Origin of the sequence: Rummeliibacillus pycnus, from assembly GCF_044359855.1 — a bacterium.
In the GTDB taxonomy this organism is placed as follows: Bacteria; Bacillota; Bacilli; order Bacillales_A; family Planococcaceae; genus Rummeliibacillus; species Rummeliibacillus pycnus_A.
The window spans coordinates 2,192,069-2,217,304 of sequence record NZ_CP132291.1; the positions used below are offsets into that span (position 1 = coordinate 2,192,069).

Sequence of the window (25,236 nt, forward strand, 5' to 3'; positions counted from 1 at the left end):
TCTATAATGCTACCAAATATTATTAATATTTTCCATTTTTATTCTGAATCATTTTAACTTTAAAATATTACCTGAATTTTCAATTCATCTATACTACTATTACTTTTAGCTCAAACCAATAAAGGAGATCACATGAAATTTTCTCAACTCCCACAAAATTTGAAAATGCGGCTCATTTCCTCTTTCTTTAATCGTGTTTCAATTCATGCTGTACTCCCTTTTATCCCGCATTAACATGCAGTAATATCCCCACCACAAGACTGAGAGAGAAGCGAAGAAGATAAGTGGGGAATAACTGCCCATAAATTTTTTCTAGTGACTTTGGAATGCCAGCAATGTAAGCTATCTTACTCGATCCAACAACATATGAAAATCGAAAGGCTTTTTATGCATAGTATTGGTTGGTCAATATGTCCTTTAGTATTGGGTCTGCGCTTGGTGGGATTCTATATGTTAAACAACAGTTCGCATTGTTTATCGTATTAGCGGTAATACCTGGGGCTTAGCACTAATCATTGGCACTTTCTTACTTCCGTGGCACATGTCAATGATACTTGCTACTGTGGTTCTTTTAGGTATTTGTTGTATTTATTTTGCACTTTATAAAAAAAGGAAAGGAATGTCGTCTTTAGCAACATTCCTTTGGTTACTCTACTCTGATTTTATTTTTCCATACGTTCCTCCACCACCGACCGATAACGAGAGTCTACCATTTCTCCCCTTATCAATTAATTCTGCAATTTTTAATGGGACGACCTTTTCTAAATCTTCTTTACTCACCTCATGAAGAATAGCCATTTCCGTTCCAAAACTAATAAGCAATTTTTCCATTGTTTTCTTACCAATGCCAGGAATAAAATCTAATGGGATTTGGTGAATATAAGGTGGACGTTCACGCAAAGTTTCATCTGTGTCCGTTAATTCTTTAATCCGTACTGCTACTCCCTTTACAAGATGTTTCCCTCCACAATTCGGACAAGGGACTTCTGTGGTTCGATAGCCACAATCAGAACATGCTGTTTCATGGTATTTCCCCAAGAGAGGATTAAGACCATAATTTGCAATAATTTCTCGCCCATCTTCTTCTTTCAATGCTTTTTGAAATTCATCGAAAGTTGGTTCTTGCATACGAATCTTTTGATACTCACGTGCCATTTTGCCAAGAGAATGTGCATCTGAATTTGTGACAAACGTATAATTTGCTAGTTCACTAATGCCCTTTACCATATCTGTATCCGAGCTCAGTCCTAATTCAATTGCATCAATTTGATCCATATCAAAAACCTCAGCAAGGCTCTTTTTTACGCCTTTACCATACGCACTTTTGAATGGCGTAAAGACATGTGCCGGGATAAATAAACCACCTAGTTCATGGACCGTATTTTGCAAAGTAACTGCATCACACGCAATACGCTGTGTGCTCAAGTTTATATTCGTAATATAATGTTGCATCCATGTAGAAAACTCTCGCATTACCTGCCACGATTTGAAAAACGCAAGCACATGTAGTGGACCTAAGCAATTTTCATCGTTTACTTCAATTTCTACTCCTGGAATAAGCGTCGTATCTTGATAGCGTAAACCACCACCAGGTAGTTCTACCAATTTATTTTCTTTTATTAGCGCTGCCATTTCTTCTAACACTTCTGGAGAATGACAATCAATAACCCCAACAATATCTAGACCTTTTTTCATTGTCGCAGTATGCAGAATATTTTCGAGTGTAAGTGATTTACTCCCAGTAATCTTCACTGGTTTTCCTTTCCACGTACGGCCAATATGGATATGTAGATCTGCATAAAATTCCGATAACATATGAATCACATCCTTTAGAATTATAATACCTTTGAAATTAGCAAAACCTCATTTACATTAAAGCTGACGAACCTACTCCACATTTAAAAAACCTTGCATTCCTGCAAGGTAAGATATTTTTATTACGAATTCGTTTCACTAACCCTAGGTTGATCACCTTTAAAGGCACCTGCCTCATAAGCAACCAGTGTATAACCAAATTCTTCTTCCAAGTCTTTTAACTCTTTTAGCTTTTCATCATTAAGTGATGCATATTTGTTTTCTTCCATTTATCATCCATCCTTTCTTTCAAAATTAGTTTATCCATGAGAAGTCGAATTATGTAAAAAGAATGAATGAAGCAATTATTGATTTCATATAGATGGAATGATGCAAAAACTACTGAAAGGAGGTTTATATGTTTACACAATTCAAATATTGGAATCCTTATGTCAGCCCTTTTGATCCTTGTAAACCGATACGGGTGAAGAGCTACTCTACTCCACCACAACTCTACATTCCATTCCAACCACCTGGACTGCCACAATACCCAACCGCAAAACAAGCGTTACACTGTGGCACGCTTTGGCCAGATCTTTTTAGCCCTTATCCTAATCCACAAACAAAGGAGAATTAAAAATGACGAAAGAAATGCCTCCTGAGTTTTATACGATGCTTGAGGAAATTCAAGCAAATGATTTTGTAATTCTTGAATTAAATCTTTACTTAAATACTCATCCAAATGATTTTGCAGCTATTCAACAATTTAATGAGGCTTCACTTAAAAGTATGGAAATGAAGATTGAGTTTGAAAAAGAATTCGGTCCGCTTATGAATTATGGTAAAAGCTTTTCTGGATATCCTTGGAATTGGAAGGACACACCTTGGCCTTGGCAGGTTTAAGCTTTTTGATGCGAATGACTGATAGGAGGAATTAGTGCATGTGGTATTACGAAAAGAAGCTGCAATATCCCGTAAAGGTAAGGGAGTGTAATCCTCGATTAGCTAAATTTTTGATTGAACAATATGGTGGTGCAGATGGTGAATTAGCAGCTGCACTCAGATACTTAAATCAACGCTATACAATTCCGGATAAGGTGATTGGCCTCTTAAATGACATTGGGACAGAAGAATTTGCCCATCTTGAAATGATTGCAACAATGGTTTATAAACTTACAAAAGACGCTACACCAGAACAATTAAAAGCAGCTGGTCTTGGCGAAAACTTTGTAAATCATGATCATGCGCTTTTTTACAGTAATGCTGCAGGAAATCCTTTTACAACTACTTATATTCAAGCTAAAGGAGACCCAATTGCTGACTTATACGAGGATATTGCTGCTGAGGAAAAAGCACGTGCTACTTACCAATGGATTATAGATATGTCAGATGATCCGGATATAAACGATAGCTTAAAATTCCTTCGAGAAAGAGAAATTATACATTCGCTCCGTTTTAGAGAAGCTGTTGAGATTTTAAAAGAGGATCGAAATACGAAGAAATTCTTTTAAATTAAAATTGGCGTTAGTTACTGATTGTTTCCATCATGTAACTAACGCCAAAACTTTTTAATGCATTAATCCTTCATTTAATTTACCTGTTATTTTATCAATTTGTACTTCAAAAAGTTCAATTTTTGGAAGAATGGGATATCCTTCTCTTTCAAACGTCCAATCAGGATTACCATACTTTTCTAACAAACAATCAAAAAACCATGCTTTTTTTTCATCTGCTTCAATGCGGTTGATCTTCCCAAATAGAACAACGCTTGTATAGACAAGAGCTGATTGGCATGCGTACTTTTTGCCAGGATGTAAGTCCCCCATCTCACTTACCTCAATGCAAACATTCGGGTTCTTTTTTATATTTTCCCAAAAGTGGCTTTCACGGATATTGCCAATATGAAGATATACCTTGCCTTCTTCAAAAATATAGATAAGTGGAATTACATATGGAAATCCCTCTTCATCTACAGTTGCTACATGTGCTACTTTAGCCATTTTCAAAAAGTGCTTTGCTTCTTCATCAGATATTTCTACTCTCTTATTTTGAATATGTCCTCGCATCATTTCTCCACACTCCCCTTTTAGACCAAATAAGCCTCTTACAGGAATTCGGTATTAATGTCCATTTCTTACCAACTCTCTGTAATTTGTCCTCATTTTAACATATATTTTAAATGCATGATATATTCGAAGTTAAATTTTTCTATACCTCATTAAAATGCTTACCTAGATAGGGACCCAAAACTATAAATAAAGAATGAAATAAATTGAATGTGGACATAATTAATTAAACCTAGATTACACATGGGGTTAATTCAAGTGAAATATACACATTTAAAAACGGCTGCAACTCTGAAAAATAACTAAGGAGAATTTTCTTTAATCATGCTGTATATAACCTTTAAGCTGTTAGCAGGATTTATCATTTTATTTATCATTATTTCTTTTGTAGGTCGGAAAATTATCAATCAAATTACACCTTTTACGTTTATAGGTTCCATTGTTATTGGAGAGTTTTTAGGAACTGCTGTATATGAAGAACATGTTCGTATATTAGAAATTATTTATACGATTAGCTTTTGGGGACTACTACTCTTTATAGTCGAATATTTAGATAGAAAGTTTTTACCGTTTCGGAGGATTTTCCAAGGGGAACCAAGCGCTCTCATTAAAAACGGAGTAATTGATCGGGAAGAATTAAAAAAATGCCGTATGAATATAAATCAATTACAAAGCTTACTTAGGCAAAACGGGACTTTTTCAGCTCGAGAAGTGGCCTACTGTTTTTTGGAGTCAAATGGTTCACTTAGTATTTTAAAGAAACCAAAGTATCAGCAGACAATAATAGAAGACTTCAACCTTCCTGAAAAACCCGTTTACGTTCCTGTTACGCTTATTAGTGATGGTAAAGTATTAAAAAATGAATTAAAGAATATTGGATTTGACGAAACTTGGTTAAAAAAACAATTAGCAATGCATAACATTTCGAAATATACAGATGTCTTTTTAGCTGAATGGCTTGAGGGTGATGGGATTTTTATTCAGAAATGTTGATTATCCCAAATAAGGCAGCTACTGTTTTATCGTTAATTCAATCTAACGTTATCGATAGGCCTACATATTATTCTCATCTTTGGACATACTTAAAGTATAAAGGAGGGATAAGATGCCTATGTTAGAAAACTGGCAACAATGGACATCTTTTTTAGGGCAAAATGTAGCGCAAGCTGAGCATGCTGGTATGCCCAATCAAGTAATCCAACAAGCTGCAGTGCAAATTGGAGAGTACTTGGCGCAAAATGTTGATCCAAAAAATGAACAACAACGCGTACTTTCTGATATGTGGAGTGTTGCATCAGAAAATGAAAAAGAAGCATTAGCAAATTGCGTACTTAAACTCGTGCAAAATAAGAATCTACAGTAAACTATACACTCCCCCTCCCATTGTCAGCTACGCTAACAATAGGAGGGATTTTTAATGTGCAAAAGATTTTTTGTTTTTGAATGATATTCATTTTTTTGTTAAGAATAGTAATAGTAAATTCTAACAGGGGTGAATAATCATGATACAATTCGAATCACGAATTGAAGGTAAAAAAACAGAATTTGGCTATATTCGAGAAATATTCGAACCTTTCGGCTGTAATTTCTGCTCTAATTTTGAATACCATGAAGGGATGTTTGATTCGATTCTTTATCGAGAAGATGGTGAAACCATTTACCTTCGGATGCCTTTTAGGGTTATAGAAGGTGAGTTAGATCACTACTCTGCTTATATTCAATTTGGAAAACCTTATGTAATCAAACATGTAGTAAATCTTGGATTAGACTATGATGAAAACTCATTATTAACTGCTACAGGTGGACTTAGTCAATTTCAAGATCCTTTAGATAGGGATGGTGAAATTAAAGATAAAAGTAGATGGGTAAAAGCTGGTAAAGAGAAAATTAATCAAATGCTGAATTCGTTTGAGGATGAATTAGTTTCGTGAAAAGTTAAAAGCAAAAATATCTAGCCTAATTATTATAATTGAAAAGGGAAGGGTAATTTCCCTTCCCTTTTGAATCCATTAGCGACGATGCTCGACTAAATCAATTGCACCTAATACAATATGAGCTAATCCAAAGCCAATAATCGAACCTCTAATCCACGGGGTAATGCTTTTATTATTCCGTAATGCCACTCCTGTGGTTGTTACAGCTGTTCCGAGAACTGCGGGGATTAATCCTTCTCGTACGTTATCCATAAAAACACTCCTCTCGTTTGTTGCTAAGATTCTTTTGCTTTAAAATTCGCATGGCTGTTGGAAGAAAACCGGCTTAATCTTTCTTCTTTTTATCTTTTTTAACATCTGTAAAATCGGCTTCCTCACCAAATTCAGTAGACAAATCAGAATTTCTTCTGAATTCACGGTCTGTTTCATACTCTTCATCTTCATCTTCTAGAGGGACAAACAAAAGGGCTATACAAGCTAATCCACTTATACCTACAAGACCAAAAATAACTCTAGATATAAATGCAGTTTCTCCTCCAAACATTGTTGATATTAAGTCAAATCGGAAAAAACCAATCAGCCCCCAGTTAATAGCACCAATAATGACCAGAGTTAAAGCAATACGATTTAGTACTGACATGAAAGTACACCTCCTTTATTTAGCTGCTAAGATTCCCTCTTATCTTTTGCATTTAAAGAATTTTAATACTAAGTGAAGGAATACGCTCATAAATAAATTTTACTTTCATGTGCAATACTAACTAAGGTGAATGGAAAAATTAGCTTTCTCTCAAATAGATGCATAAAAAAATTCAACAATATCATATTGAAAAGCCTTCATAAATGAAATATAAAAAGAGACCTCCCACCAATTCAGTGAATTGATTGAACGTCTCCTAAGTTGACGAAATTGTTGATTAACAGAAATTGTAACATCTACTCTCTACACTAACTACATGTGCGGAGTATAGGTGGTACACACAAAATGTTGGTGGGTTTAATTATACATGCTCCATTCCAATTTAATGGAATCCAACCTATTTTTTATTTAGCATCACTCAGTTTCTTATTGATTTACAAAATTAGAATGCCTTGTCAGATTCCCTGGACCTAATGGTAAATGGTACTAATAGAACAGTTCTAATCATATTCTTGAAAAAGAAAACAGTTAGAAGGAGTGTAAAGTTAGTTGAGAAAAGTTAAGGTTAATTTACAGCCCATTGTAAGTAAGATAAATTTACCCACTGTTTTGAAAACAGCAATACTTCCGGGTGACTCAATTGAAAGATTATTTATTGCAACTCAGGTAGGAGAAATTTTTTACATAGGAAATGGAGTTATAAATACTTTTTTAGATATTCGCCCGCAAATCTTAAAACTAGGTACCTCTGAACAAGGTGTTTCGGGTAGTGGATATGATGAACGGGGATTACTAGGACTAGCGTTTCATCCTCTATTTTATTATAACGGTCTGTTTTATCTTCATTATTCAGTAGCTGGAACACAAGGTCCGGGTGCTCTTCCTAAACCTTTTAAACCTACCCCATGTGATCCCACAACTTTAAACTTAAAATGGATAAATAGAGAAACTCAATATGATCATATTGATACAGTTGAAGAATGGATTTTACAATCGAATGGTCAATCTCAAAAACGACGGACATTACTTAACATAAGAAGACCATTTTTTAATCATAATGGTGTCAATAGCTTAAACTTTTCACCTGAAACAGGAAAACTTGTTTTAACAACCGGAGATGGTGGATCAGGCTATGATCCATTTAACTTAAGCCAGGATGATATGGAAATTGCCGGTAAAATTATTGAAATTGATGTAGTTAAAAATACATTTATCTATAATCCTCCCGTAGTCACACGCTTTAATGAACTTCCCGTACCTATACAGGAAACACTTACAGTAATTGCCAAAGGGGTACGCAATATACCAGGCATCTCATTTCAAAGGTTTTATAATCAGTATATCAAATATGTGGGAATTGTCGGACAGGATTTGGTAGAGTCGATTTTTTCATTCGTTCAGTATAAACCGATACCAGTTACTCAGCTTATTCAAGCTTCCTTAATGAAATCTGAACCTGACCAAGAAGGGTTTATTAACTTTGGCTGGCGTGGGTGGGAAGGTGCTTTTCCTACTTCGATTATACAGGGATGCACTAAAAATCCAACTTTGAATGAGAAAACCATTGCTTACTACAATGAAGCAATAAAAACTTCATTTACGAGTCTTCAGCCTTTAACTAGTTATTTTCATAAAGATCCAAGGCCCGATAAGTTTGGAGGAACTGCACTAACAGGAGTGCAAGCTTATATGGGGCATGAAATCCCCAATTTAACGGGAACTGTTGTGTTTACCGATCTTGCCTGGAAAGAAGAATCGGGGCCTCCAGTTAGAGGGGTTTTAGCTTATACCAATGTAAGAACAGATTATAAACTAAATGATTTTAGTATTATTGAAACAGACTATGATTTTGGGGCCCAATCAGCTTATTATGTTAGCTTGGGAACGAATCTGGATCAAACCAGATTATATTTAGGAGTTCATGGCTCTATGAAAGTGACTGATTTTAACCAAGGTACTGTTTTTGAAATTGTTCCATGATTCATCATTTCTTTCTTGGATTGATGATCTTTAATTTTTTAAAAAAGAATAAAGCTATCTCTACCCATAACCAGCTATATAGGAAAGAAAATAAAAATATACTTCCTGCTGTACGAAATGAAAACGAATCGGATATGGCTGGACCAAGAACGGGAAAGTCGAAAACATATAGTAGACTCATAATTCCTATTGTTAAAAGAATGGCACCAAGAGAAATAATGCTTAACCTCTTCTTGAAAAAGGAAAAAGCTGCACCTATACCAATCCCTAACAACCCTGTTGTAAAAGGAAAAACCACTAGTTCACTTGGAAACAGAATGAATAGCAACAGGATGGTAATAAAATAAGACATTACTCCCATTTGAAGGGAAAACATGGCACCAATCAGAATGGGTAAAGTGGCAAATGGGCTGATAAAATATCCGATTCCTAGTAAAAAGCCACCTGCTGATTGAAGTACAGCAGCTATACAGGCGAGAAAGCATCCTAAAACAAGCTTCTTCGCTTTTGTATGTTTCCGAAATTCTAATTGGGCAAATCTAACATCATCTGAAATTGGTTTTAACACATCAATCCACCTCATTCAAAACGTTTTTTATATACAATACAACGCTACCGCCTTCCAACAAACATAAAAGTTCCTTTTTTCATCAGAACTAGTATATGTCGTAAATAAAACAACTGTAATGATATTTGGTAAGCTTTCTAAAGATAAAGAATGTTTATTTATGGTGTAGTTCCACACTGACATGAAAAATAATTCTAGTTCAGTTGGAGCCTCGTTAAAAACTACAAATGCTATTAATACTTTAGATGATTATTGTAAAAAAACACATTTTGATAGTATTGCTAGTAGGCAATGCAAGATAATTCCCAGGATATTTTATAACCTTAGCATAATCGAGAGTTCAACTAAATTGCGCCTCTAGCCATCTATAAAGTGCCAAACACACACAGTTTAGTAATAAAAAACTGCACCCCCATAGTTGCGTCTGACTATAGGAGTGCAGTTCAAACGATATATCAACAACTGCTACTCTTTATTAAATTAAATAACCAAACCAACAATTATAGCCGTTAAGATACTAACAAGTGTGGCTCCATACAACAACTTTAAGCCAAAACGAGCAACTACATCCCCTTGCTTTGCATTCAACGCTTTTACTGCTCCTGAAATAATACCGATAGATGAAAAGTTTGCAAAGGATACAAGAAATACAGAAATAATGCCCAGTGTATGTGCACTCATAGACTTAGCTACTTCTCCAAGGCTCATCATTGCAACAAATTCATTCGTTACTAATTTGGTTGCCATAATTCCTCCGGCAGAAATAGCTTCTGCCCATGGTACACCCATTAGGAAAGCTATTGGTGCAAAGATATATCCCAATATTTCTTGGAAAGATATACCGATAACCATTTCAAATAGTGAATTGATTAAATCCATTAATGCTACGAAACCAATAAGCATAGCTCCAACAATGATGGCTACTTTAAATCCATCCATGATGTATTCTCCAACCATTTGAAAGAAAGTTTGCTTATGCTCATCTTCAATCGTTAAGATATCTTCGCTTTCTTCTACTGTATAGGGATTAATGATTGAAACAATAATAAATCCACCAAACAGGTTCAATACAATCGCCGTTACAACATATTTTGGCTCAATCATAGTCATATATGCTCCAACAACTGACATAGAAACAGTCGACATTGCTGATGCGCATAATGTATACATTCGCTGCGGTGTAATCTTATCTAATTGTTTTTTTACAGTAATGAATACTTCAGATTGACCTACCATTGCAGAAGCAACAGCATTATATGATTCCAATTTCCCCATACCACTCACTTTACTTAAAAGTAAACCTATCCATTTCATGAGGAAAGGGAGAATTTTAAAATGCTGTAAGATCCCTATTAATACTGATATAAAAACAATCGGTAATAATACATTTAGAAAGAAGGAATACTCTCCTTTATTCGCTAAACCACCAAAAACAAATGTTACGCCCTTATTTGCATTAGACAATAAATGATCAAATATATTTGTTATTCCTTTGATTAAATCATAACCGAACTTTGTATTTAGCAGCAATGCTGCCAATAAAAATTGGATGATTAACATCATAATTATATTCTTATATTTTATTTCTTTTTTGTTTTTACTCATTAACAGAGCTAAGCCAAAAACAAGTAGCAATCCACAAAAAGCTATTAAGTATCTCATAAGTTCCTCCATAAATATATTTGATAATTTTTGGGCGTTTGATAACCAAAACTACAAAGCCAATCTTTCGTTCATTATGTTCCAATAACGAAACTTGAAGAACAGCCATAGATATCTTCACTAGAAAATAAGTAGTCAGACGTCAGACAAACAATCTCACTATAACAGTTTTTTTACTAGCAATTCAATAGTTAATAGAAAAAAATTATGCTAGAAGGCATACGAGTACGACAAATACAGTATGCCCTATTTTGTACAACTAAAACTTAAAGACATTTCCAGAAGGTAATATCAAGATATGAACGTTTTAAAAGACCAAGGATATTCTGATAGTACACGGGAAGGAATACATCGAACTGGGAGGATGATTTTTCGAAAAGCATTAGGATTAGAGCTTATCGAGAAGGACTCCAGCGAATTTGCCTATCTTAATAAAGATAAAAACAGCTGGAGGAAGAAAAAGTCCCTAAGTATTTGGAAAAGGAAGGACTTGCACTGTTCTTAAAACAGCTAAGAATGGAGGATTGGCGCTAGACTACTTGATGTTCCTTATCCTATACAGGAATTCGTGTTGGTGAACTTATAGCAAAATCATGGATAGACTTGGCCATTCAGATGATCAAATCACCAAGAATATCTATCTCCACGTGACAAAAGAAATAAAAAAAGAAGCTTCCCAAAAGTTTGCACAACTAATGAGAAGCCTCGATTATAATCCTTTATGTTAGCAAAATGTTAGCATTTCACTTTCACCTTACATACAACCCCTTATATATCAAAGGTTAAAGCGGTTTATTACATCATACCGCCCATGCCGCCCATATCAGGCATACCGCCCATTGGAGCTGGAGTTGGTTCTGGTATATCAGCAACAACTGCTTCTGTAGTTAAGAATAGAGCTGCTACAGATGCTGCGTTTTGAAGAGCTGAACGAGTTACTTTAGTTGGGTCAACGATACCAGCGTCAATCATGTTCACCCATTCGCCGTTAGCAGCATTGAAGCCTGTGCCAACTTCTTCGCGTTTCAAACGGTCAACAATAATTGAGCCTTCAAGACCTGCATTGTTTGCGATTTGACGTACTGGTTCTTCTAGAGCACGTAATACGATTTTAACGCCTGTTGCTACGTCGCCAGCTTCAGCAGCTTCAACTTCAGCAACTTTGTTGTAGATACTTACTAATGCAACACCACCACCTGCAACAATTCCTTCTTCTACTGCTGCACGAGTTGAGTTAAGAGCATCTTCAATACGTAGTTTGCGTTCTTTTAATTCTGTTTCAGTTGCAGCACCAACTTTGATAACTGCTACGCCACCTGCAAGTTTTGCAAGACGTTCTTGTAATTTTTCTTTATCGAATTCAGATGTTGAATCTTCATATTGAGCACGGATTTGTGCAACACGAGCTTCGATGACATCTGCGTTACCAGAACCTTCAACTACTGTAGTGTGGTCTTTTGTAACAACTACTTTACCAGCATGACCTAGCATTTCGATTGTAGCTTGTTTTAAGTCTAAACCGATATCTTCAGTGATTACTTGACCACCAGTTAAGATTGCGATATCTTCTAACATCGCTTTACGACGATCACCAAAGCCAGGAGCTTTAACAGCTACGGCATTGAAAGTACCACGAAGTTTGTTTACTACCAAAGTAGCTAATGCTTCGCCTTCTACGTCTTCAGCAATGATTAAAAGTGGTTTACCTTGTTGAACAACTTGTTCAAGTACTGGTAAGATTTCTTGGATGTTAGAGATTTTTTTATCTGTGATTAAGATATATGGGTTGTCTAAAACAGCTTCCATTTTATCTGTATCAGATACCATGTAGTGTGATAGGTAACCACGATCGAATTGCATACCTTCAACTACATCTAATTCAGTAGTGAAACCTTTAGATTCTTCGATTGTAATAACACCATCGTTACCAACGCGTTCCATAGCTTCTGCAATTAGTTCGCCCACTTCATCATCAGCTGCAGAGATTGCTGCTACTTGAGCGATTGCTTCTTTGTTTTCTACTGGTTTAGAAATTGATTGTAATTCAGTGATTGCAGTTGCAACTGCTTTATCAATACCTTTACGAATGCCGACTGGGTTAGCACCAGCTGTAACGTTTTTCAAGCCTTCACGAATCATTGCTTGAGCTAATACAGTTGCAGTAGTAGTACCGTCACCAGCGATTTCGTTTGTTTTAGATGCAACTTCTGATACAAGTTTTGCACCCATGTTTTCGTATGGATCTTCTAGCTCGATTTCTTTTGCAATTGTAACACCATCATTAGTAATTAGTGGTGAACCGAATTTTTTTTCAAGAACAACGTTACGTCCTTTAGGTCCTAATGTTACTTTTACTGCATTAGCTAATTTATCTACACCTTTTAACATAGCGCTACGAGCGTCTTCACTAAAACGAATATCTTTTGCCATTTTGAAATACCTCCCAATATTTTATCTATCTTTTTTATTAACTTTTTAAGTTATTATTATTCAACGATTGCTAGAACGTCCGATTCACGTAGAATTAAGAATTCTTTACCTTCGTATTTTACCTCTGTTCCTGAATATTTAGAGAAGATGATGTTGTCCCCTTCTTTTACATTAAGTGGAACTACATTACCACCATCAGTTAAGAATCCAGTACCAACTGCAACAACTTTACCTTCTTGAGGTTTCTCTTTTGCAGAGTCTGGTAATACGATGCCAAATGCAGATTTTTCTTCAACTTCGACAACTTCGATAATGATACGATCGCCTAATGGTTTTAACAATTGAAACAACCTCCTAGAATTTGAATAAATATATATTACATTATTAGCACTCCTCTGTATCGAGTGCTAACACAATTATTATATTAATGAATTCTATTTCTTTTTGCAAGCGAGAAGCATAAAAAATTTTGTTTTTATTCGCTTATATTTTACAATGAAGGAAACTAAGTAATTAGAGAGGATTCTGAAATTGAAATCTAAAAAAACAGCATTATATATTTTATTGATTTACATTGCGATGCAATTATCCTCTTTCCTTTTTTTACGTCCTTTATTCCACTTTATTAAGGGCCGTTACCCGGAAATGAGTAAAAACGAGCTTATTTTAACAACTCAAGGTTGGTACATTTTTATTAGTATGGCTATTACCCTTATTATCTTCCTTATATTAGTTTCCCGTGATCAAAACTTTTGGAAGATTTATAGAGGTAGCAAAGCTCCCCTACCTTTATCTATTTTATGGGGAATCATTGGTTTCTTTATGGTGTTTATGGGTCAATCTATTGGTTCAATGATTGAAAGTACCTTAGGGATTCATCAAGGTTCTCAGAACACTGCTAATCTTGTATCAATAGCTGATGTTGCCCCAATTGCAATACTAGCAATTGTATTCATCGGGCCAATTCTAGAAGAGTTTGTATTCCGACGTGTTATATTTGGTTCACTCGTACAAACTACTAATTTCTTTGTTGCAGCTTCAGTTAGTTCGATTGTATTTGCGCTTATTCACCTTGACTTGCCGCACATCATAATATATGCAATCTCAGGCTTTATATTCGCATTCCTCTATCACAAAACGAAACGAATAATTACATCTATTATTGCTCATATGATGCTTAATGGTTTCGTAACGGTCATCCAGTTATACCAAGAACCTATTAAAAAGTTTTTAGAACAATATCAATAATTGAAGTGAAACGTGCTAATTCAAATGCGAACATTGTTGGAGTCATCCTGCGACCTTCAAGTACTAGCCCATGAAACTGGATATTGATACAAAAAAGTAAGCTAATATATTATTCTCTATATAATTAAAAAATCCTTCTACCTTATTTGGTAGAAGGATTTTCTTCTATAGAACTTGCTGCAAGTTCTATTTGTCGTTGTTGCTCAGCTTTCAAATATTTGCGGTAGCCGATACGTGATACAAGAATACTTATCTCGTATAAAATACATAATGGTAAAGTTACGAACATATGAGACATAATATCCGGTGGTGTTATAATTGCAGCAATTACCAACAAGATGAAAAACGCATATTTTCGTACTTTCGTCATCATCATTGGTGTTAAAATTCCTAAACGTGTTAAGAATAATACCACTATCGGTAATTGGAATATAATCCCGAAAGGTAATGTAATTTGCGTTAAAAATTGGAAATACTCACTAATCCCAATCGTTTGTTGAACATTTAATTCATTCGACATTTGCATCATAAATTTTATGATGTATGGAAAAAGAATTTCATAAGAAAATACTACACCACCGATAAATAAAAGAATCATATAAGGAATATAGCTTAATGTAACTCTTCTTTCTTTTTCCTGTAGACCTGGGCTAATAAAAGCCCATAGTTGATATAGAATTATCGGTGATATCATCACTACAGATAAGATAAAGATTACTTGAAAGTAAACTTTTACAGGATCTGTTACCTTAAATGAGTGAAGCTGTAATTGCTTAGCATCCTCGTTATATTGCAAAAAGTGAATGAGCGGTTCTGCTAAAAAGAAGCTTCCGATCACAGCAATCACAAAGAAAACGGCAACAATATATAGCCGTTTTCTTAATTCTTCTATATGTTCCACTATCGTTAGTTCATTATTGTTCATACAACTAACATCCTAACTTATTTATCTTCAGTTTTTGTAGATTCAGATACTTTTTTTGTATCATCGTCATCTGCTAAACCTTTTGTAGCATTTTTAAATTCGCGGAGAGTAGAACCCATTGCTTTACCTAGCTCAGGTAATTTCTTCGGTCCGAAAATTAGTAGGGCCACAATCCCGATAATTAAAGCACTCCCAGGACCAATTCCCATTACAGACACCTCCTCTTAATATGTCTTATTTTAACTCATAAATAGTCTTTTTGCTATTTCTATTAATAGCCTATTTGTGAATATTTTTGTCATGGCTTGTCATTTCTAATAAAGTAACTTAGTGTTTGTAATTCAATTGTTAGGTCAATTGTATGCACTCGAATGTTATCTGGAACATTTAATCGTACAGGTGAAAAGTTTAATATACCTTTTACCCCCATTTTAACTAGACGATCTGTCATAAATTGTGCTGAACGTGCAGGTACCGTTAATATCGGTAATTCTGCACCATATTCTGCAAATTTCTCCTCTAATAGATCTGGTGAGAAAACTGGAATATCATTTATATATGTACCTTCTGGGGTACCGCTTGTATCAAATGCCACAACAATTTTCATATTATGGCTTTTTTGAAAATTATAATTTAGTAAAGCACTGCCAAGGTTCCCTACTCCGATTATCGCTACATTCATTCGTTCATCTTGGTCTAATATATGTCTAAAAAAATCAAGTAAATATTGTACATCATAACCGTAACCCTTTTTACCAAGGGCTCCAAAATGTGAAAAATCGCGGCGAATGGTCGCTGAGTCAATCTTCATTGCTTCACTTAGTTCCTTCGAAGATATTCTTCCTTGTCCAGCTTCTGCAAAACTTAGGATGAAGCGATAGTAGAGAGGAAGCCTTTTTGTTGTAGCTTGTGGAATATTATTATTAGTAGCTTTCACAATGTTTCCTCCTGCAATCAATCCGAAATCGTTTCAATCTTACATGACGATTGACTATATGTAAAGCTATCCCGTTGCACACATGAGTATCTTCCTATAAACTAGGATTGAACTGAGGTGTCTAATATGATCGTTTTACAGGTCAATCAATTATATAAATCTTATATTGCCGATGAAATTTTAAGTGGCGTTAAACTTGAAGTACAGCACCGAGATCGCGTAGCACTTGTAGGTCGTAATGGTGCCGGTAAATCTACATTATTAAAAATAATTGCAGGAAAGCTATCGTATGATTCTGGTGATATCATCATGCCAAAAGATATTCGCTTAGGTTATCTAGACCAACATGCTGGACTAGAATCTACTCTTTCAATTTGGGAAGAAATGATGACTATTTTCGAACCGTTGAAAAAACAAGAACAGCAGCTTCGAAAATTAGAACAGAAAATGGCCGATCCTGCAATATATGAAAATACAGAAGCTTATGCGAAAATTATGACTGAATATGATCAGCTACAACATGATTTTAAAGAGCATGGAGGCTATCAATTTGAAGCTGATACGCGCTCAGTGTTACACGGAATGCAATTCTATCCAGAAAGTTATGACCAGAAAATCTCTTCACTATCCGGTGGTCAAAGAACTCGTCTTGCACTTGCTAAGTTGCTATTAAGCAAACCTGAGTTACTCATTCTCGATGAACCTACTAACCACCTAGATATCGAAACATTAAGTTGGCTCGAAAACTTCTTAAAGAATTATGATGGTGCAATACTAATCGTATCACATGACCGCTATTTCTTGGACCAAGTTGTTTCTATTGTATACGAAGTTTCTCGTCATCATGTCTCAAAATTCACAGGCAACTATAGCAATTATTTAGATGAGAAAGCAAAGAACTATGAACGAGACCGTAAAATATTCGAAAAACAACAAGGAGAAAAGGCAAAGCTTGAAGCCTTTATCCAAAAGAATATTGCTCGTGCATCTACTACGAAGATGGCACAAAGCCGTCGTAAAATCCTTGAAAGAACTGAGTGGATGGATGCACCAGATGGGGATGAGAAATCAGCTACCTTCACTTTCGGCATTGATCGCCAAAGTGGAAATGACGTTCTCTCTATCAATGAATTAGCGATTGGCTATGAAGGAAATGAAATATCAAAGAACATTCAAATGCGTGTTTATCGTCAAGACCGCATTGCGCTTGTCGGACCAAATGGTGTCGGTAAATCTACATTATTAAAAACAATTGTCAAGGATAAACAAGCACTTGCTGGTGAAATCAATTATGGAACGAATGTACAAATTGGCTACTATGATCAAGAACTAGCAAAGTTAGCAAGCAATAAAACCGTCTTGAAAGAACTTTGGGATGAATGGCCATTAATGAGCGAAAAAGATATTCGGACTGTACTTGGCCGCTTTCTCTTCTCTGGTGAAGATGTGGATAAAATTGTGCACGACTTATCTGGTGGTGAAAAAGCTCGTTTATCATTAGCAAAATTAATGCTCCAAAAATCAAATTTGCTTATTCTCGATGAACCAACAAACCATTTAGACTTAGATAGTAAAGAGGTATTAGAAAATGCTCTTATAGACTATCCAGGTACATTACTTTTCGTATCACATGACCGTTACTTCATCAACCGTATAGCCACAAAGGTGATCGAACTTTCCAATGATGGTACTACAGAATATCTTGGGGATTACGACTACTATATTGAAAAGAAAAAAGAAATTGAAGAAATTGCAGCAGAAAAATTAGCAGCATTACCTCAAGCCCAAGAAACAATACTAAAAAAACAAAAGAATACGCATATTGATAAAGAAGCGAAGAAAAAAGAACGAAAAATACGCCGTCGTATTGAAGAAATTGAGGATACATTAAGCGTTTTTGATAACCAGATAAAAGAAATTGAAGAAAAGCTTTGTGATCCTGCAATCTTCCAAGACCATGAAAAAGTGATAGTACTTCAAACCGAACTAGATCGTATTAAAGAACAACGTGAAGAAATTGAATTCGAATGGATCGAATTAAACGAACAGCTAGAAGAATTTGAATAACTTTTGAAACCTGTGGGCTTTCTAAAAAGTATAGAAAATACTTTTTAGAAAGCCTTGTTTATTAAGCAAAATAATATTATAAAAGGCTTTTGGCTCCTACGACTCGCAAGAAAGGAAATGTCGAAAGATTATTTTTCGACAAACTCTTTGTCGTTTAAAGGGGGTTCTTGTCTATATATTGGTCAATAATAAATTTTTATCCTATTTCTTTCCACAGATTTATACACACTTAATATCCTTTTATTTCAATGAACAAATACACTTTTCCACATTATCCACAGATTGAGGAGAAGTTACGAACAGGAAAATGTGCAAAAGTCACCACTATATATAGAAAACACACATTTTATCCACATCTTATCCACAAACTGTGGATTATTTTCGAATTTTCTTATTATTTTGCTAATAAAAAAAGACTTTCATCCATAAATGAAAGTCTTTTTGTGAATTATTCAGTCGTTCCAAGAAATAAGTTCCATTCCTGGACGTCCGTTTAATGTTAAATCACTGCGTTTCCCAACTTTGAGCATAGATGTACCCGCGGCTGCAATCATTGCTGCATTGTCTGTACATAATTTTAAAGGTGGCACATAGAAAGGTATGCCTTCTTTTTTGAAAGTGTCCTCTAATGAAGAACGTAAACCTTTATTTGCTGAAACTCCACCTGCCGCGATTACTTGTTTGACGTTAAATTCACGTGCTGCACGCAAAGTTTTTGTAGTTAAAACTTCTACCACACTATCTTGGAATCCTTTTGCAACATGCATTGGATTAATCGCTTCTCCTCGTTGGTCAGCATTATGTTTGTAATTAATGACTGCTGATTTTAATCCACTAAAGCTAAAATCATATGAATCATGCTCTAACCAAACACGTGGAAAATCAACTGCATCATCACTTTCATGTGCTAAACGATCAATTTGTGGACCACCTGGGTAAGATATATTCAACACCCGTGCAACTTTATCATAAGCTTCACCAGCCGCATCATCACGTGTTTCACCAATTAATTCAAACGATCCATCAGCCTTCATTAAAACAAGCTCTGTATGTCCACCTGATACAACTAGTGCTAACAATGGAAATTCCATTGGTTGGATTAGTGCATTTGCATAAATATGACCTGCAATATGGTGTACACCGACTAATGGTAAATTATTAGCGAATGCAAATGCCTTTGCAGCATTAATTCCTATTAATAATGCTCCAACAAGACCAGGACCTTCCGTAACACAAACTGCATCTAAATCTTCTGGTTTCATATTGGCTTGTTGTAAAGCTTCTTCAATAACGATTGTTACTTGCTCTACATGATGACGAGAAGCGATTTCAGGTACAACTCCTCCAAATCGTTTATGACTTTCTATTTGAGATGCAACCACATTGGAAACAATCTCGTGTCCATTTTTTACAATAGAAGCAGCCGTTTCATCACAACTACTTTCAATGCCTAATATATATAGATCTTTTTCCATTATAAATTCACCCACATGACAAGAGCGTCCTCTTGATTATCAGTATAGTAGCCTTTACGAATTCCGCCTTCTTGGAATCCAAGTTTTCGATACAAGTTTTGTGCGACAGTATTTGTTACACGTACTTCTAAGCTCATCACGACAACATTGCGTTCCTTTGCAATGCGAATTGCTTCACACATCAGTCCTTCACCAGTACCTTTTCCTCTACCTGTAGGAAGTACGGCTACATTCGTAATTTGGCTTTCATCTAACACAATCCACATTCCACAAAAGCCGATTATTGCATCTGTTTCGTCCACAGCAACGACATAGGTGGCTTGGGTATTGGTTGTCATTTCATGATAAAAGGCATCAAGTGTCCAAGGGGTAGCAAATACGTCTTCCTCGATACTATGTACTGCCTCAACATCTGCAATAGTCATTTGTCGATACTTAATCATCGGCTCACCTATTGTTTTTCCTTTTGATCTTTTAACCAGTTTGCTTCAGCTTCTGCTATGCGGCAATATTTTGGAACGAAAGTATGAGTAGCCTCTATAGCTGGTAACTCTTGTTGTTCCGCTAGATGAATAAGCTGTGCTGCATTTGGCAGATCTAGTGTATATGATGCTCTTAATGCTTGTTCACCTAATTCTTGTTGGATTAGTGCCCAGAAATTATCCACATCATGTCCCACAAACAATACTGGTTGTCTTAGTTCTTTTAATTGTGCTAACAACCCTACCATACTGTAGTGTCCATCTTCTACTACAGGAGCAAGTCCATTGGTTGCATCATACGCCGCAGCATAAACATTTTGACGTCTAGCATCGATTAATGAACAAATAACGCCTTCGTACATCTCTGCATTCGCAGCAAGTACTTGTAAGCTCGAAATACCAACTAACGGTACTTGTAATGTCCAAGATAATGTTTTTGCAATCGTCACTCCTATACGCACACCTGTATATGAACCAGGTCCTTGGCTTACTGCAATCGCATCAATATCTTTTGGAGACATATTCACTTTTTTGAAAATATGCTCAATCGCTGGCATCACACCAGCTGAATGATTTACTTTGATATTCGTTACTTCAGCTGTAATGATTTGTCCATCTTTTACTATGGCAACAGCTAAAGGAGAATTTGCTGTATCTATCCCTAACCAGATCATTTCATTAACTCCTCACACAATCGTTCATAGCGCTGTCCGATTGGTTTCAATAAGAATCTTCTTGTATTTTCATCAACTCGTTGTATTTCAATTGCTAAACGTGCAGCAGGAAGATCTTGTTCTATTAAGTGTGCCCATTCAACAACCGAAATTGCATCACCATAGAAAATTTCATCCCAACCAAGATCTTCATCGCTATCTGCTAAACGATAGACATCTAAGTGATTAAAAGGTAATCGCCCTTCATATTGCTTTAAAATCGTGAACGTTGGGCTATTGACTGTACGAGTAATACCAAGCCCCCTTGCTAAGCCTTGCGTAAACGTTGTCTTACCTGCGCCAAGATCTCCTTCCAGAGTAATTGTATCTTGTGCCTCAAGTAAATTAGCCAATTTCAACGCTAATTGGTTTGTTTCCTCTAAAGAACCAACCATTATTTCAATTGTCATTGTCTTCGTCCTCTCAAATTCACATTATCTATAGTTTACCTAAAGCTTTACAAATGTTCAAAGTGAACGAGTTGAAACATCTAGACATAAAAAAATAACACAGCCTCTTTAGCTGTGTTTGAATTTACATTAAATAAAAAATGGCGGTTCGGACGGGACTCGAACCCGCGACCTCCTGCGTGACAGGCAGGCATTCTAACCAGCTGAACTACCGAACCATTTCATTTACAAGATTTATTCTATCAAATATATCTATTTTTAACAATACTTTTATTATATAAAAATATTTTTCGAAAAGTTATTAATTTCAATTTCGTATCTGGTAACTAATATGGTTTATTATCTTTTGGTTGAAAGTAAAAAGATCGAATAAAACTACCTAGCATTAAGGTACATGATCTAATATTTACTAATACATATTTTCCGAAAAGAGATTCGAAAAGAAGTTTAAAAACTGATGGAGACAAAAGAAACAGTTTCGTTGTAATAAAAAAGATACTACCAATAAAATTAGTAGTACCTTAGTGTGCCTAGCAACGTCCTACTCTCGCAGGGGGACAGCCCCCAACTACCATTGGCGCTAAAGAGCTTAACTTCTGTGTTCGGCATGGGAACAGGTGTGACCTCTTTGCCATCATTACTAGACTTCGATTTACAATATACTTCGCATTACTTCGTCAACTTCACTCTTTCGAATCCTCATGTACATAAGTACACTCCGGTTCTCAATCATTCGTTTCCTCGTACTGCTCGCATCTTGAAAATCTTTATATAGAAAGATTTGTTCTCTCAAAACTGGATAAACACTCATTGAAGTTCTTAAGAACTTTTGGTTAAGTCCTCGATCTATTAGTATTCGTCAGCTCCATGTGTCACCACACTTCCACCTCGAACCTATCTACCTTGTCGTCTTCAAGGGATCTTACTTACTTGCGTAATGGGAAATCTCATCTTGAGGGGGGCTTCATGCTTAGATGCTTTCAGCACTTATCCCGTCCACACATAGCTACCCAGCGATGCTCTTGGCAGAACAACTGGTACACCAGCGGTGTGTCCATCCCGGTCCTCTCGTACTAAGGACAGCTCCTCTCAAATTTCCTACGCCCACGACGGATAGGGACCGAACTGTCTCACGACGTTCTGAACCCAGCTCGCGTACCGCTTTAATGGGCGAACAGCCCAACCCTTGGGACCGACTACAGCCCCAGGATGCGATGAGCCGACATCGAGGTGCCAAACCTCCCCGTCGATGTGGACTCTTGGGGGAGATAAGCCTGTTATCCCCGGGGTAGCTTTTATCCGTTGAGCGATGGCCCTTCCATGCGGAACCACCGGATCACTAAGCCCGTCTTTCGACCCTGCTCGACTTGTAGGTCTCGCAGTCAAGCTCCCTTGTGCCTTTACACTCTACGAATGATTTCCAACCATTCTGAGGGAACCTTTGGGCGCCTCCGTTACTCTTTAGGAGGCGACCGCCCCAGTCAAACTGTCCGCCTGACACTGTCTCCTACCCCGCTAAGGGGTACGGGTTAGAATTTCAATACAGCTGGGGTAGTATCCCAAGGACGCCTCCACCGAAGCTGGCGCTCCGGTCTCTCTGGCTCCTACCTATCCTGTACAAGCTGTACCAAAATTCAATATCAGGCTACAGTAAAGCTCCACGGGGTCTTTCCGTCCTGTCGCGGGTAACCTGCATCTTCACAGGTACTATAATTTCACCGAGTCTCTCGTTGAGACAGTGCCCAGATCGTTACGCCTTTCGTGCGGGTCGGAACTTACCCGACAAGGAATTTCGCTACCTTAGGACCGTTATAGTTACGGCCGCCGTTTACTGGGGCTTCGGTTCTCACCTTCGCTTACGCTAAGCAATCCCCTTAACCTTCCAGCACCGGGCAGGCGTCAGCCCCTATACGTCACCTTACGGTTTTGCAGAGACCTGTGTTTTTGCTAAACAGTCGCCTGGGCCTATTCACTGCGGCTCTCTCGGGCTTGCACCCTACTAGAGCACCCCTTCTCCCGAAGTTACGGGGTCATTTTGCCGAGTTCCTTAACGAGAGTTCTCTCGCTCACCTTAGGATTCTCTCCTCGACTACCTGTGTCGGTTTGCGGTACGGGCACCTCCTACCTCGCTAGAGGCTTTTCTTGACAGTGTGAAATCAGGAACTTCGCTCATACGAGCTCGCCATCATAGCTCAACGTTATAGAGAGCGGATTTGCCTACTCTCACGCCTTACTATTTAGACGCACATAACCAACAGTGCGCTTACCCTATCCTACTGTGTCCCCCCATTACTCAAATGGTAGGGAGGTGGTACAGGAATATCAACCTGTTATCCATCGCCTACGCCTATCGGCCTCGGCTTAGGTCCCGACTAACCCTGAGAGGACGAGCCTTCCTCAGGAAACCTTAGTCATTCGGTGGATGGGATTCTCACCCATCTTTCGCTACTCATACCGGCATTCTCACTTCTAAGCGCTCCACCAGTCCTTCCGGTCTGACTTCTCAGCACTTAGAACGCTCTCCTACCACAGACATCGTAGATGTCTATCCACAGCTTCGGTGAATTGTTTAGCCCCGATACATTTTCGGCGCAGCGTCACTCGACCAGTGAGCTATTACGCACTCTTTAAATGATGGCTGCTTCTGAGCCAACATCCTGGTTGTCTAAGCAACGCCACATCCTTTTCCACTTAACAATTACTTTGGGACCTTAGCTGGTGGTCTGGGCTGTTTCCCTTTTGACTACGGATCTTATCACTCGCAGTCTGACTCCCGTGCATAAATCACTGGCATTCGGAGTTTGTCTGAATTCGGTAATCCGGGATGGACCCCTAGTCCAAACAGTGCTCTACCTCCAGGATTCTCTATCACGAGGCTAGCCCTAAAGCTATTTCGGAGAGAACCAGCTATCTCCAGGTTCGATTGGAATTTCTCCGCTACCCACACCTCATCCCCGCACTTTTCAACGTGCGTGGGTTCGGGCCTCCAGTAAGTGTTACCTTACCTTCACCCTGGACATGGGTAGATCACCTGGTTTCGGGTCTACAACCACATACTCATTCGCCCTATTCAGACTCGCTTTCGCTACGGCTCCGTCTTTTCAACTTAACCTTGCATGTAATCGTAACTCGCCGGTTCATTCTACAAAAGGCACGCTATCACCCATTAACGGGCTCTAACTACTTGTAGGCACATGGTTTCAGGATCTCTTTCACTCCCCTTCCGGGGTGCTTTTCACCTTTCCCTCACGGTACTGGTTCACTATCGGTCACTAGAGAGTATTTAGCCTTGGGAGATGGTCCTCCCAGATTCCGACGGAATTTCACGTGTTCCGCCGTACTCAGGATCCACTCAGGAGAGAATGAACTTTTGACTACAGGACTGTTACCTTCTTTGGTGGGTCTTTCCAAACCGCTTCGTCTAACTCATTCCTTTGTAACTCCGTATTGAGTGTCCTACAACCCCAAGAGGCAAGCCTCTTGGTTTGGGCTCTTCCCGTTTCGCTCGCCGCTACTAAGGGAATCGAAATTTCTTTCTCTTCCTTCAGGTACTTAGATGTTTCAGTTCCCTGAGTCTGCCATCATGACGCTATGTATTCACGTCAAGATACTGTCCCATTACGAACAGTGGGTTCCCCCATTCGGAAATCTCCGGATCAAAGCTTACTTACAGCTCCCCGAAGCATATCGGTGTTAGTGCCGTCCTTCATCGGCTTCTAGTGCCAAGGCATCCGCCATGCGCCCTTAATAACTTAACCTATAAGTTATTAAGCCTAAAAAATTTAAAACTTAATATAAAAAATGTGTTACTTAAGAATTTCTTCAATGTCGTTTTATCCAGTTTTCAAAGAACAAGTTTTGAAAGCAATGAGCCTTCAAAACTGAACAGCAAGCGTTAATCGTAT

25 protein-coding genes, 1 tRNA gene and 2 rRNA genes are annotated in these 25,236 nt (G+C 37.3%); 9 read left to right on the plus strand and 19 right to left on the minus strand.

Translation table 11 applies throughout. The annotated features are described in order from the left end of the window. Positions 1 to 651 precede the first annotated feature (651 nt). A complete protein-coding gene (locus Q8X41_RS10635; RefSeq protein WP_397536330.1) occupies positions 652 to 1,815 on the minus strand; it encodes an endonuclease Q family protein in 1,164 nt (387 codons plus the stop codon). 122 nt (positions 1,816 to 1,937) lie between these two features. After that, positions 1,938 to 2,084, minus strand: coding sequence for a hypothetical protein (locus tag Q8X41_RS10640; protein WP_397536331.1), 147 nt, complete (start codon positions 2,082 to 2,084; stop codon positions 1,938 to 1,940). Positions 2,085 to 2,212: 128 nt separating this feature from the next. On the opposite strand from Q8X41_RS10640, the gene Q8X41_RS10645 reads away from it, so the two are divergent. From Q8X41_RS10645 to Q8X41_RS10655, 3 genes are read left to right on the plus strand one after another with little or no spacing between them, the layout of a single operon-like run. Further along, the gene (locus Q8X41_RS10645) at positions 2,213 to 2,431 is read left to right on the plus strand and encodes a spore coat associated protein CotJA (RefSeq protein ID WP_397536332.1); all 219 of its coding nucleotides are present in this window, start codon (positions 2,213 to 2,215) and stop codon (positions 2,429 to 2,431) included. A 2-nt stretch (positions 2,432 to 2,433) separates the two neighbouring features. Next, positions 2,434 to 2,697: a spore coat protein CotJB gene (locus tag Q8X41_RS10650; protein WP_397536333.1), complete on the plus strand. Its 264-nt coding sequence runs from the start codon at positions 2,434 to 2,436 to the stop codon at positions 2,695 to 2,697. Between the two features lie 38 nt (positions 2,698 to 2,735). Next, on the plus strand, positions 2,736 to 3,305 hold the full coding sequence (locus Q8X41_RS10655; RefSeq protein WP_397536334.1) for a manganese catalase family protein: 570 nt from the start codon (positions 2,736 to 2,738) through the stop codon (positions 3,303 to 3,305). 57 nt (positions 3,306 to 3,362) lie between these two features. Here the strand turns inward: Q8X41_RS10655 and Q8X41_RS10660 are convergent, their stop codons facing one another. Beyond that, entirely contained in the window at positions 3,363 to 3,863 is a 501-nt protein-coding gene (locus Q8X41_RS10660) for a pyridoxamine 5'-phosphate oxidase family protein (protein WP_397536335.1), read from the minus strand. A gap of 321 nt (positions 3,864 to 4,184) precedes the next feature. Between Q8X41_RS10660 and Q8X41_RS10665 the strand changes: the two genes are divergently transcribed. The 3 genes from Q8X41_RS10665 (at position 4,185) to Q8X41_RS10675 (ending at position 5,791) form a co-directional block, all read left to right on the plus strand. After that, positions 4,185 to 4,853, plus strand: a complete 669-nt coding sequence (locus Q8X41_RS10665) for a DUF421 domain-containing protein (RefSeq protein ID WP_397536336.1) — start codon at positions 4,185 to 4,187, stop codon at positions 4,851 to 4,853. A 112-nt stretch (positions 4,854 to 4,965) separates the two neighbouring features. Continuing rightward, a complete protein-coding gene (locus Q8X41_RS10670; RefSeq protein WP_397536337.1) occupies positions 4,966 to 5,223 on the plus strand; it encodes a DUF3243 domain-containing protein in 258 nt (85 codons plus the stop codon). 139 nt (positions 5,224 to 5,362) lie between these two features. Then, positions 5,363 to 5,791, plus strand: coding sequence for a YugN family protein (locus Q8X41_RS10675; RefSeq protein WP_397536338.1), 429 nt, complete (start codon positions 5,363 to 5,365; stop codon positions 5,789 to 5,791). Positions 5,792 to 5,869: 78 nt separating this feature from the next. Here the strand turns inward: Q8X41_RS10675 and Q8X41_RS10680 are convergent, their stop codons facing one another. Then, positions 5,870 to 6,046, minus strand: a complete 177-nt coding sequence (locus tag Q8X41_RS10680; protein ID WP_397536339.1) for an asparagine synthase — start codon at positions 6,044 to 6,046, stop codon at positions 5,870 to 5,872. Between the two features lie 73 nt (positions 6,047 to 6,119). Then, on the minus strand, positions 6,120 to 6,434 hold the full coding sequence (locus Q8X41_RS10685; protein WP_397536340.1) for a DUF378 domain-containing protein: 315 nt from the start codon (positions 6,432 to 6,434) through the stop codon (positions 6,120 to 6,122). A gap of 549 nt (positions 6,435 to 6,983) precedes the next feature. Between Q8X41_RS10685 and Q8X41_RS10690 the strand changes: the two genes are divergently transcribed. Then, complete coding sequence (locus Q8X41_RS10690; RefSeq protein ID WP_397536341.1) at positions 6,984 to 8,414, plus strand: PQQ-dependent sugar dehydrogenase; 1,431 nt, start codon at positions 6,984 to 6,986, stop codon at positions 8,412 to 8,414. A gap of 4 nt (positions 8,415 to 8,418) precedes the next feature. On the opposite strand, the gene Q8X41_RS10695 is transcribed toward Q8X41_RS10690, so the two are convergent. The 4 genes from Q8X41_RS10695 to groES form a co-directional block, all read right to left on the minus strand. Further along, positions 8,419 to 8,988, minus strand: coding sequence for a hypothetical protein (locus tag Q8X41_RS10695; protein WP_397540247.1), 570 nt, complete (start codon positions 8,986 to 8,988; stop codon positions 8,419 to 8,421). A 474-nt stretch (positions 8,989 to 9,462) separates the two neighbouring features. Further along, positions 9,463 to 10,644, minus strand: a complete 1,182-nt coding sequence (locus Q8X41_RS10700) for a NupC/NupG family nucleoside CNT transporter (RefSeq protein WP_397536342.1) — start codon at positions 10,642 to 10,644, stop codon at positions 9,463 to 9,465. Between the two features lie 795 nt (positions 10,645 to 11,439). Next, positions 11,440 to 13,074 (minus strand): chaperonin GroEL, encoded by a 1,635-nt coding sequence (gene groL, locus Q8X41_RS10705; protein WP_397536343.1) that lies wholly within the window; start codon positions 13,072 to 13,074, stop codon positions 11,440 to 11,442. Between the two features lie 56 nt (positions 13,075 to 13,130). Continuing rightward, entirely contained in the window at positions 13,131 to 13,415 is a 285-nt protein-coding gene (gene groES / locus Q8X41_RS10710) for a co-chaperone GroES (protein ID WP_397536344.1), read from the minus strand. Between the two features lie 190 nt (positions 13,416 to 13,605). Between groES and Q8X41_RS10715 the strand changes: the two genes are divergently transcribed. Next, complete coding sequence (locus Q8X41_RS10715) at positions 13,606 to 14,322, plus strand: lysostaphin resistance A-like protein (RefSeq protein ID WP_397536345.1); 717 nt, start codon at positions 13,606 to 13,608, stop codon at positions 14,320 to 14,322. A gap of 142 nt (positions 14,323 to 14,464) precedes the next feature. Here Q8X41_RS10715 and tatC read toward each other — a convergent pair whose 3' ends face one another. From tatC to Q8X41_RS10730, 3 genes are all read right to left on the minus strand, one after another. After that, positions 14,465 to 15,247 carry a twin-arginine translocase subunit TatC gene (tatC, locus tag Q8X41_RS10720; protein ID WP_397536346.1) on the minus strand — a complete coding sequence of 261 codons (783 nt, stop codon included), beginning with the start codon at positions 15,245 to 15,247 and terminating at the stop codon, positions 14,465 to 14,467. Between the two features lie 17 nt (positions 15,248 to 15,264). Continuing rightward, entirely contained in the window at positions 15,265 to 15,456 is a 192-nt protein-coding gene (locus Q8X41_RS10725; RefSeq protein ID WP_397536347.1) for a twin-arginine translocase TatA/TatE family subunit, read from the minus strand. A gap of 89 nt (positions 15,457 to 15,545) precedes the next feature. Then, complete coding sequence (locus Q8X41_RS10730) at positions 15,546 to 16,184, minus strand: redox-sensing transcriptional repressor Rex (protein WP_397536348.1); 639 nt, start codon at positions 16,182 to 16,184, stop codon at positions 15,546 to 15,548. A gap of 126 nt (positions 16,185 to 16,310) precedes the next feature. Between Q8X41_RS10730 and Q8X41_RS10735 the strand changes: the two genes are divergently transcribed. Further along, positions 16,311 to 18,251 (plus strand): ABC-F family ATP-binding cassette domain-containing protein, encoded by a 1,941-nt coding sequence (locus tag Q8X41_RS10735; protein WP_397536349.1) that lies wholly within the window; start codon positions 16,311 to 16,313, stop codon positions 18,249 to 18,251. A gap of 452 nt (positions 18,252 to 18,703) precedes the next feature. Here the strand turns inward: Q8X41_RS10735 and tsaD are convergent, their stop codons facing one another. From tsaD to Q8X41_RS10770, 7 genes are all read right to left on the minus strand, one after another. Next, the gene (gene tsaD / locus Q8X41_RS10740) at positions 18,704 to 19,726 is read right to left on the minus strand and encodes a tRNA (adenosine(37)-N6)-threonylcarbamoyltransferase complex transferase subunit TsaD (RefSeq protein ID WP_397536350.1); all 1,023 of its coding nucleotides are present in this window, start codon (positions 19,724 to 19,726) and stop codon (positions 18,704 to 18,706) included. Beyond that, complete coding sequence (gene rimI, locus Q8X41_RS10745) at positions 19,726 to 20,169, minus strand: ribosomal protein S18-alanine N-acetyltransferase (RefSeq protein ID WP_397536351.1); 444 nt, start codon at positions 20,167 to 20,169, stop codon at positions 19,726 to 19,728. The genes tsaD and rimI overlap by 1 nt, the downstream gene beginning before the upstream one ends. Before the next feature lie 8 nt (positions 20,170 to 20,177). Continuing rightward, positions 20,178 to 20,882: a tRNA (adenosine(37)-N6)-threonylcarbamoyltransferase complex dimerization subunit type 1 TsaB gene (gene tsaB, locus Q8X41_RS10750; RefSeq protein ID WP_397536352.1), complete on the minus strand. Its 705-nt coding sequence runs from the start codon at positions 20,880 to 20,882 to the stop codon at positions 20,178 to 20,180. Continuing rightward, the gene (gene tsaE / locus Q8X41_RS10755; protein ID WP_397536353.1) at positions 20,879 to 21,331 is read right to left on the minus strand and encodes a tRNA (adenosine(37)-N6)-threonylcarbamoyltransferase complex ATPase subunit type 1 TsaE; all 453 of its coding nucleotides are present in this window, start codon (positions 21,329 to 21,331) and stop codon (positions 20,879 to 20,881) included. Before tsaE ends, tsaB begins: the two co-directional genes overlap by 4 nt. Before the next feature lie 141 nt (positions 21,332 to 21,472). Continuing rightward, a tRNA-Asp gene (locus tag Q8X41_RS10760) sits at positions 21,473 to 21,549 on the minus strand. A gap of 310 nt (positions 21,550 to 21,859) precedes the next feature. Further along, a 5S ribosomal RNA gene (rrf, locus tag Q8X41_RS10765) occupies positions 21,860 to 21,976 on the minus strand. A gap of 184 nt (positions 21,977 to 22,160) precedes the next feature. Further along, positions 22,161 to 25,089 (minus strand): 23S ribosomal RNA (locus Q8X41_RS10770). Positions 25,090 to 25,236 lie beyond the last annotated feature (147 nt).

What these genes read in the sequence shown, in the direction of transcription:
- Q8X41_RS10635 (WP_397536330.1), bottom strand. Translation starts at nt 1,815, where the DNA reads ATGTTATCGGAATTTTATGCAGATCTACATATCCATATTGGCCGTACG.
- Q8X41_RS10640 (WP_397536331.1), bottom strand. Translation starts at nt 2,084, where the DNA reads ATGGAAGAAAACAAATATGCATCACTTAATGATGAAAAGCTAAAAGAG.
- Q8X41_RS10645 (WP_397536332.1), top strand. Translation starts at nt 2,213, where the DNA reads ATGTTTACACAATTCAAATATTGGAATCCTTATGTCAGCCCTTTTGAT.
- Q8X41_RS10650 (WP_397536333.1), top strand. Translation starts at nt 2,434, where the DNA reads ATGACGAAAGAAATGCCTCCTGAGTTTTATACGATGCTTGAGGAAATT.
- Q8X41_RS10655 (WP_397536334.1), top strand. Translation starts at nt 2,736, where the DNA reads ATGTGGTATTACGAAAAGAAGCTGCAATATCCCGTAAAGGTAAGGGAG.
- Q8X41_RS10660 (WP_397536335.1), bottom strand. Translation starts at nt 3,863, where the DNA reads ATGATGCGAGGACATATTCAAAATAAGAGAGTAGAAATATCTGATGAA.
- Q8X41_RS10665 (WP_397536336.1), top strand. Translation starts at nt 4,185, where the DNA reads ATGCTGTATATAACCTTTAAGCTGTTAGCAGGATTTATCATTTTATTT.
- Q8X41_RS10670 (WP_397536337.1), top strand. Translation starts at nt 4,966, where the DNA reads ATGCCTATGTTAGAAAACTGGCAACAATGGACATCTTTTTTAGGGCAA.
- Q8X41_RS10675 (WP_397536338.1), top strand. Translation starts at nt 5,363, where the DNA reads ATGATACAATTCGAATCACGAATTGAAGGTAAAAAAACAGAATTTGGC.
- Q8X41_RS10680 (WP_397536339.1), bottom strand. Translation starts at nt 6,046, where the DNA reads ATGGATAACGTACGAGAAGGATTAATCCCCGCAGTTCTCGGAACAGCT.
- Q8X41_RS10685 (WP_397536340.1), bottom strand. Translation starts at nt 6,434, where the DNA reads ATGTCAGTACTAAATCGTATTGCTTTAACTCTGGTCATTATTGGTGCT.
- Q8X41_RS10700 (WP_397536342.1), bottom strand. Translation starts at nt 10,644, where the DNA reads ATGAGATACTTAATAGCTTTTTGTGGATTGCTACTTGTTTTTGGCTTA.
- groL (WP_397536343.1), bottom strand. Translation starts at nt 13,074, where the DNA reads ATGGCAAAAGATATTCGTTTTAGTGAAGACGCTCGTAGCGCTATGTTA.
- tatC (WP_397536346.1), bottom strand. Translation starts at nt 15,247, where the DNA reads ATGAACAATAATGAACTAACGATAGTGGAACATATAGAAGAATTAAGA.
- Q8X41_RS10725 (WP_397536347.1), bottom strand. Translation starts at nt 15,456, where the DNA reads ATGGGAATTGGTCCTGGGAGTGCTTTAATTATCGGGATTGTGGCCCTA.
- Q8X41_RS10735 (WP_397536349.1), top strand. Translation starts at nt 16,311, where the DNA reads ATGATCGTTTTACAGGTCAATCAATTATATAAATCTTATATTGCCGAT.
- tsaD (WP_397536350.1), bottom strand. Translation starts at nt 19,726, where the DNA reads ATGGAAAAAGATCTATATATATTAGGCATTGAAAGTAGTTGTGATGAA.
- rimI (WP_397536351.1), bottom strand. Translation starts at nt 20,169, where the DNA reads ATGATTAAGTATCGACAAATGACTATTGCAGATGTTGAGGCAGTACAT.
- tsaB (WP_397536352.1), bottom strand. Translation starts at nt 20,882, where the DNA reads ATGATCTGGTTAGGGATAGATACAGCAAATTCTCCTTTAGCTGTTGCC.
- tsaE (WP_397536353.1), bottom strand. Translation starts at nt 21,331, where the DNA reads ATGACAATTGAAATAATGGTTGGTTCTTTAGAGGAAACAAACCAATTA.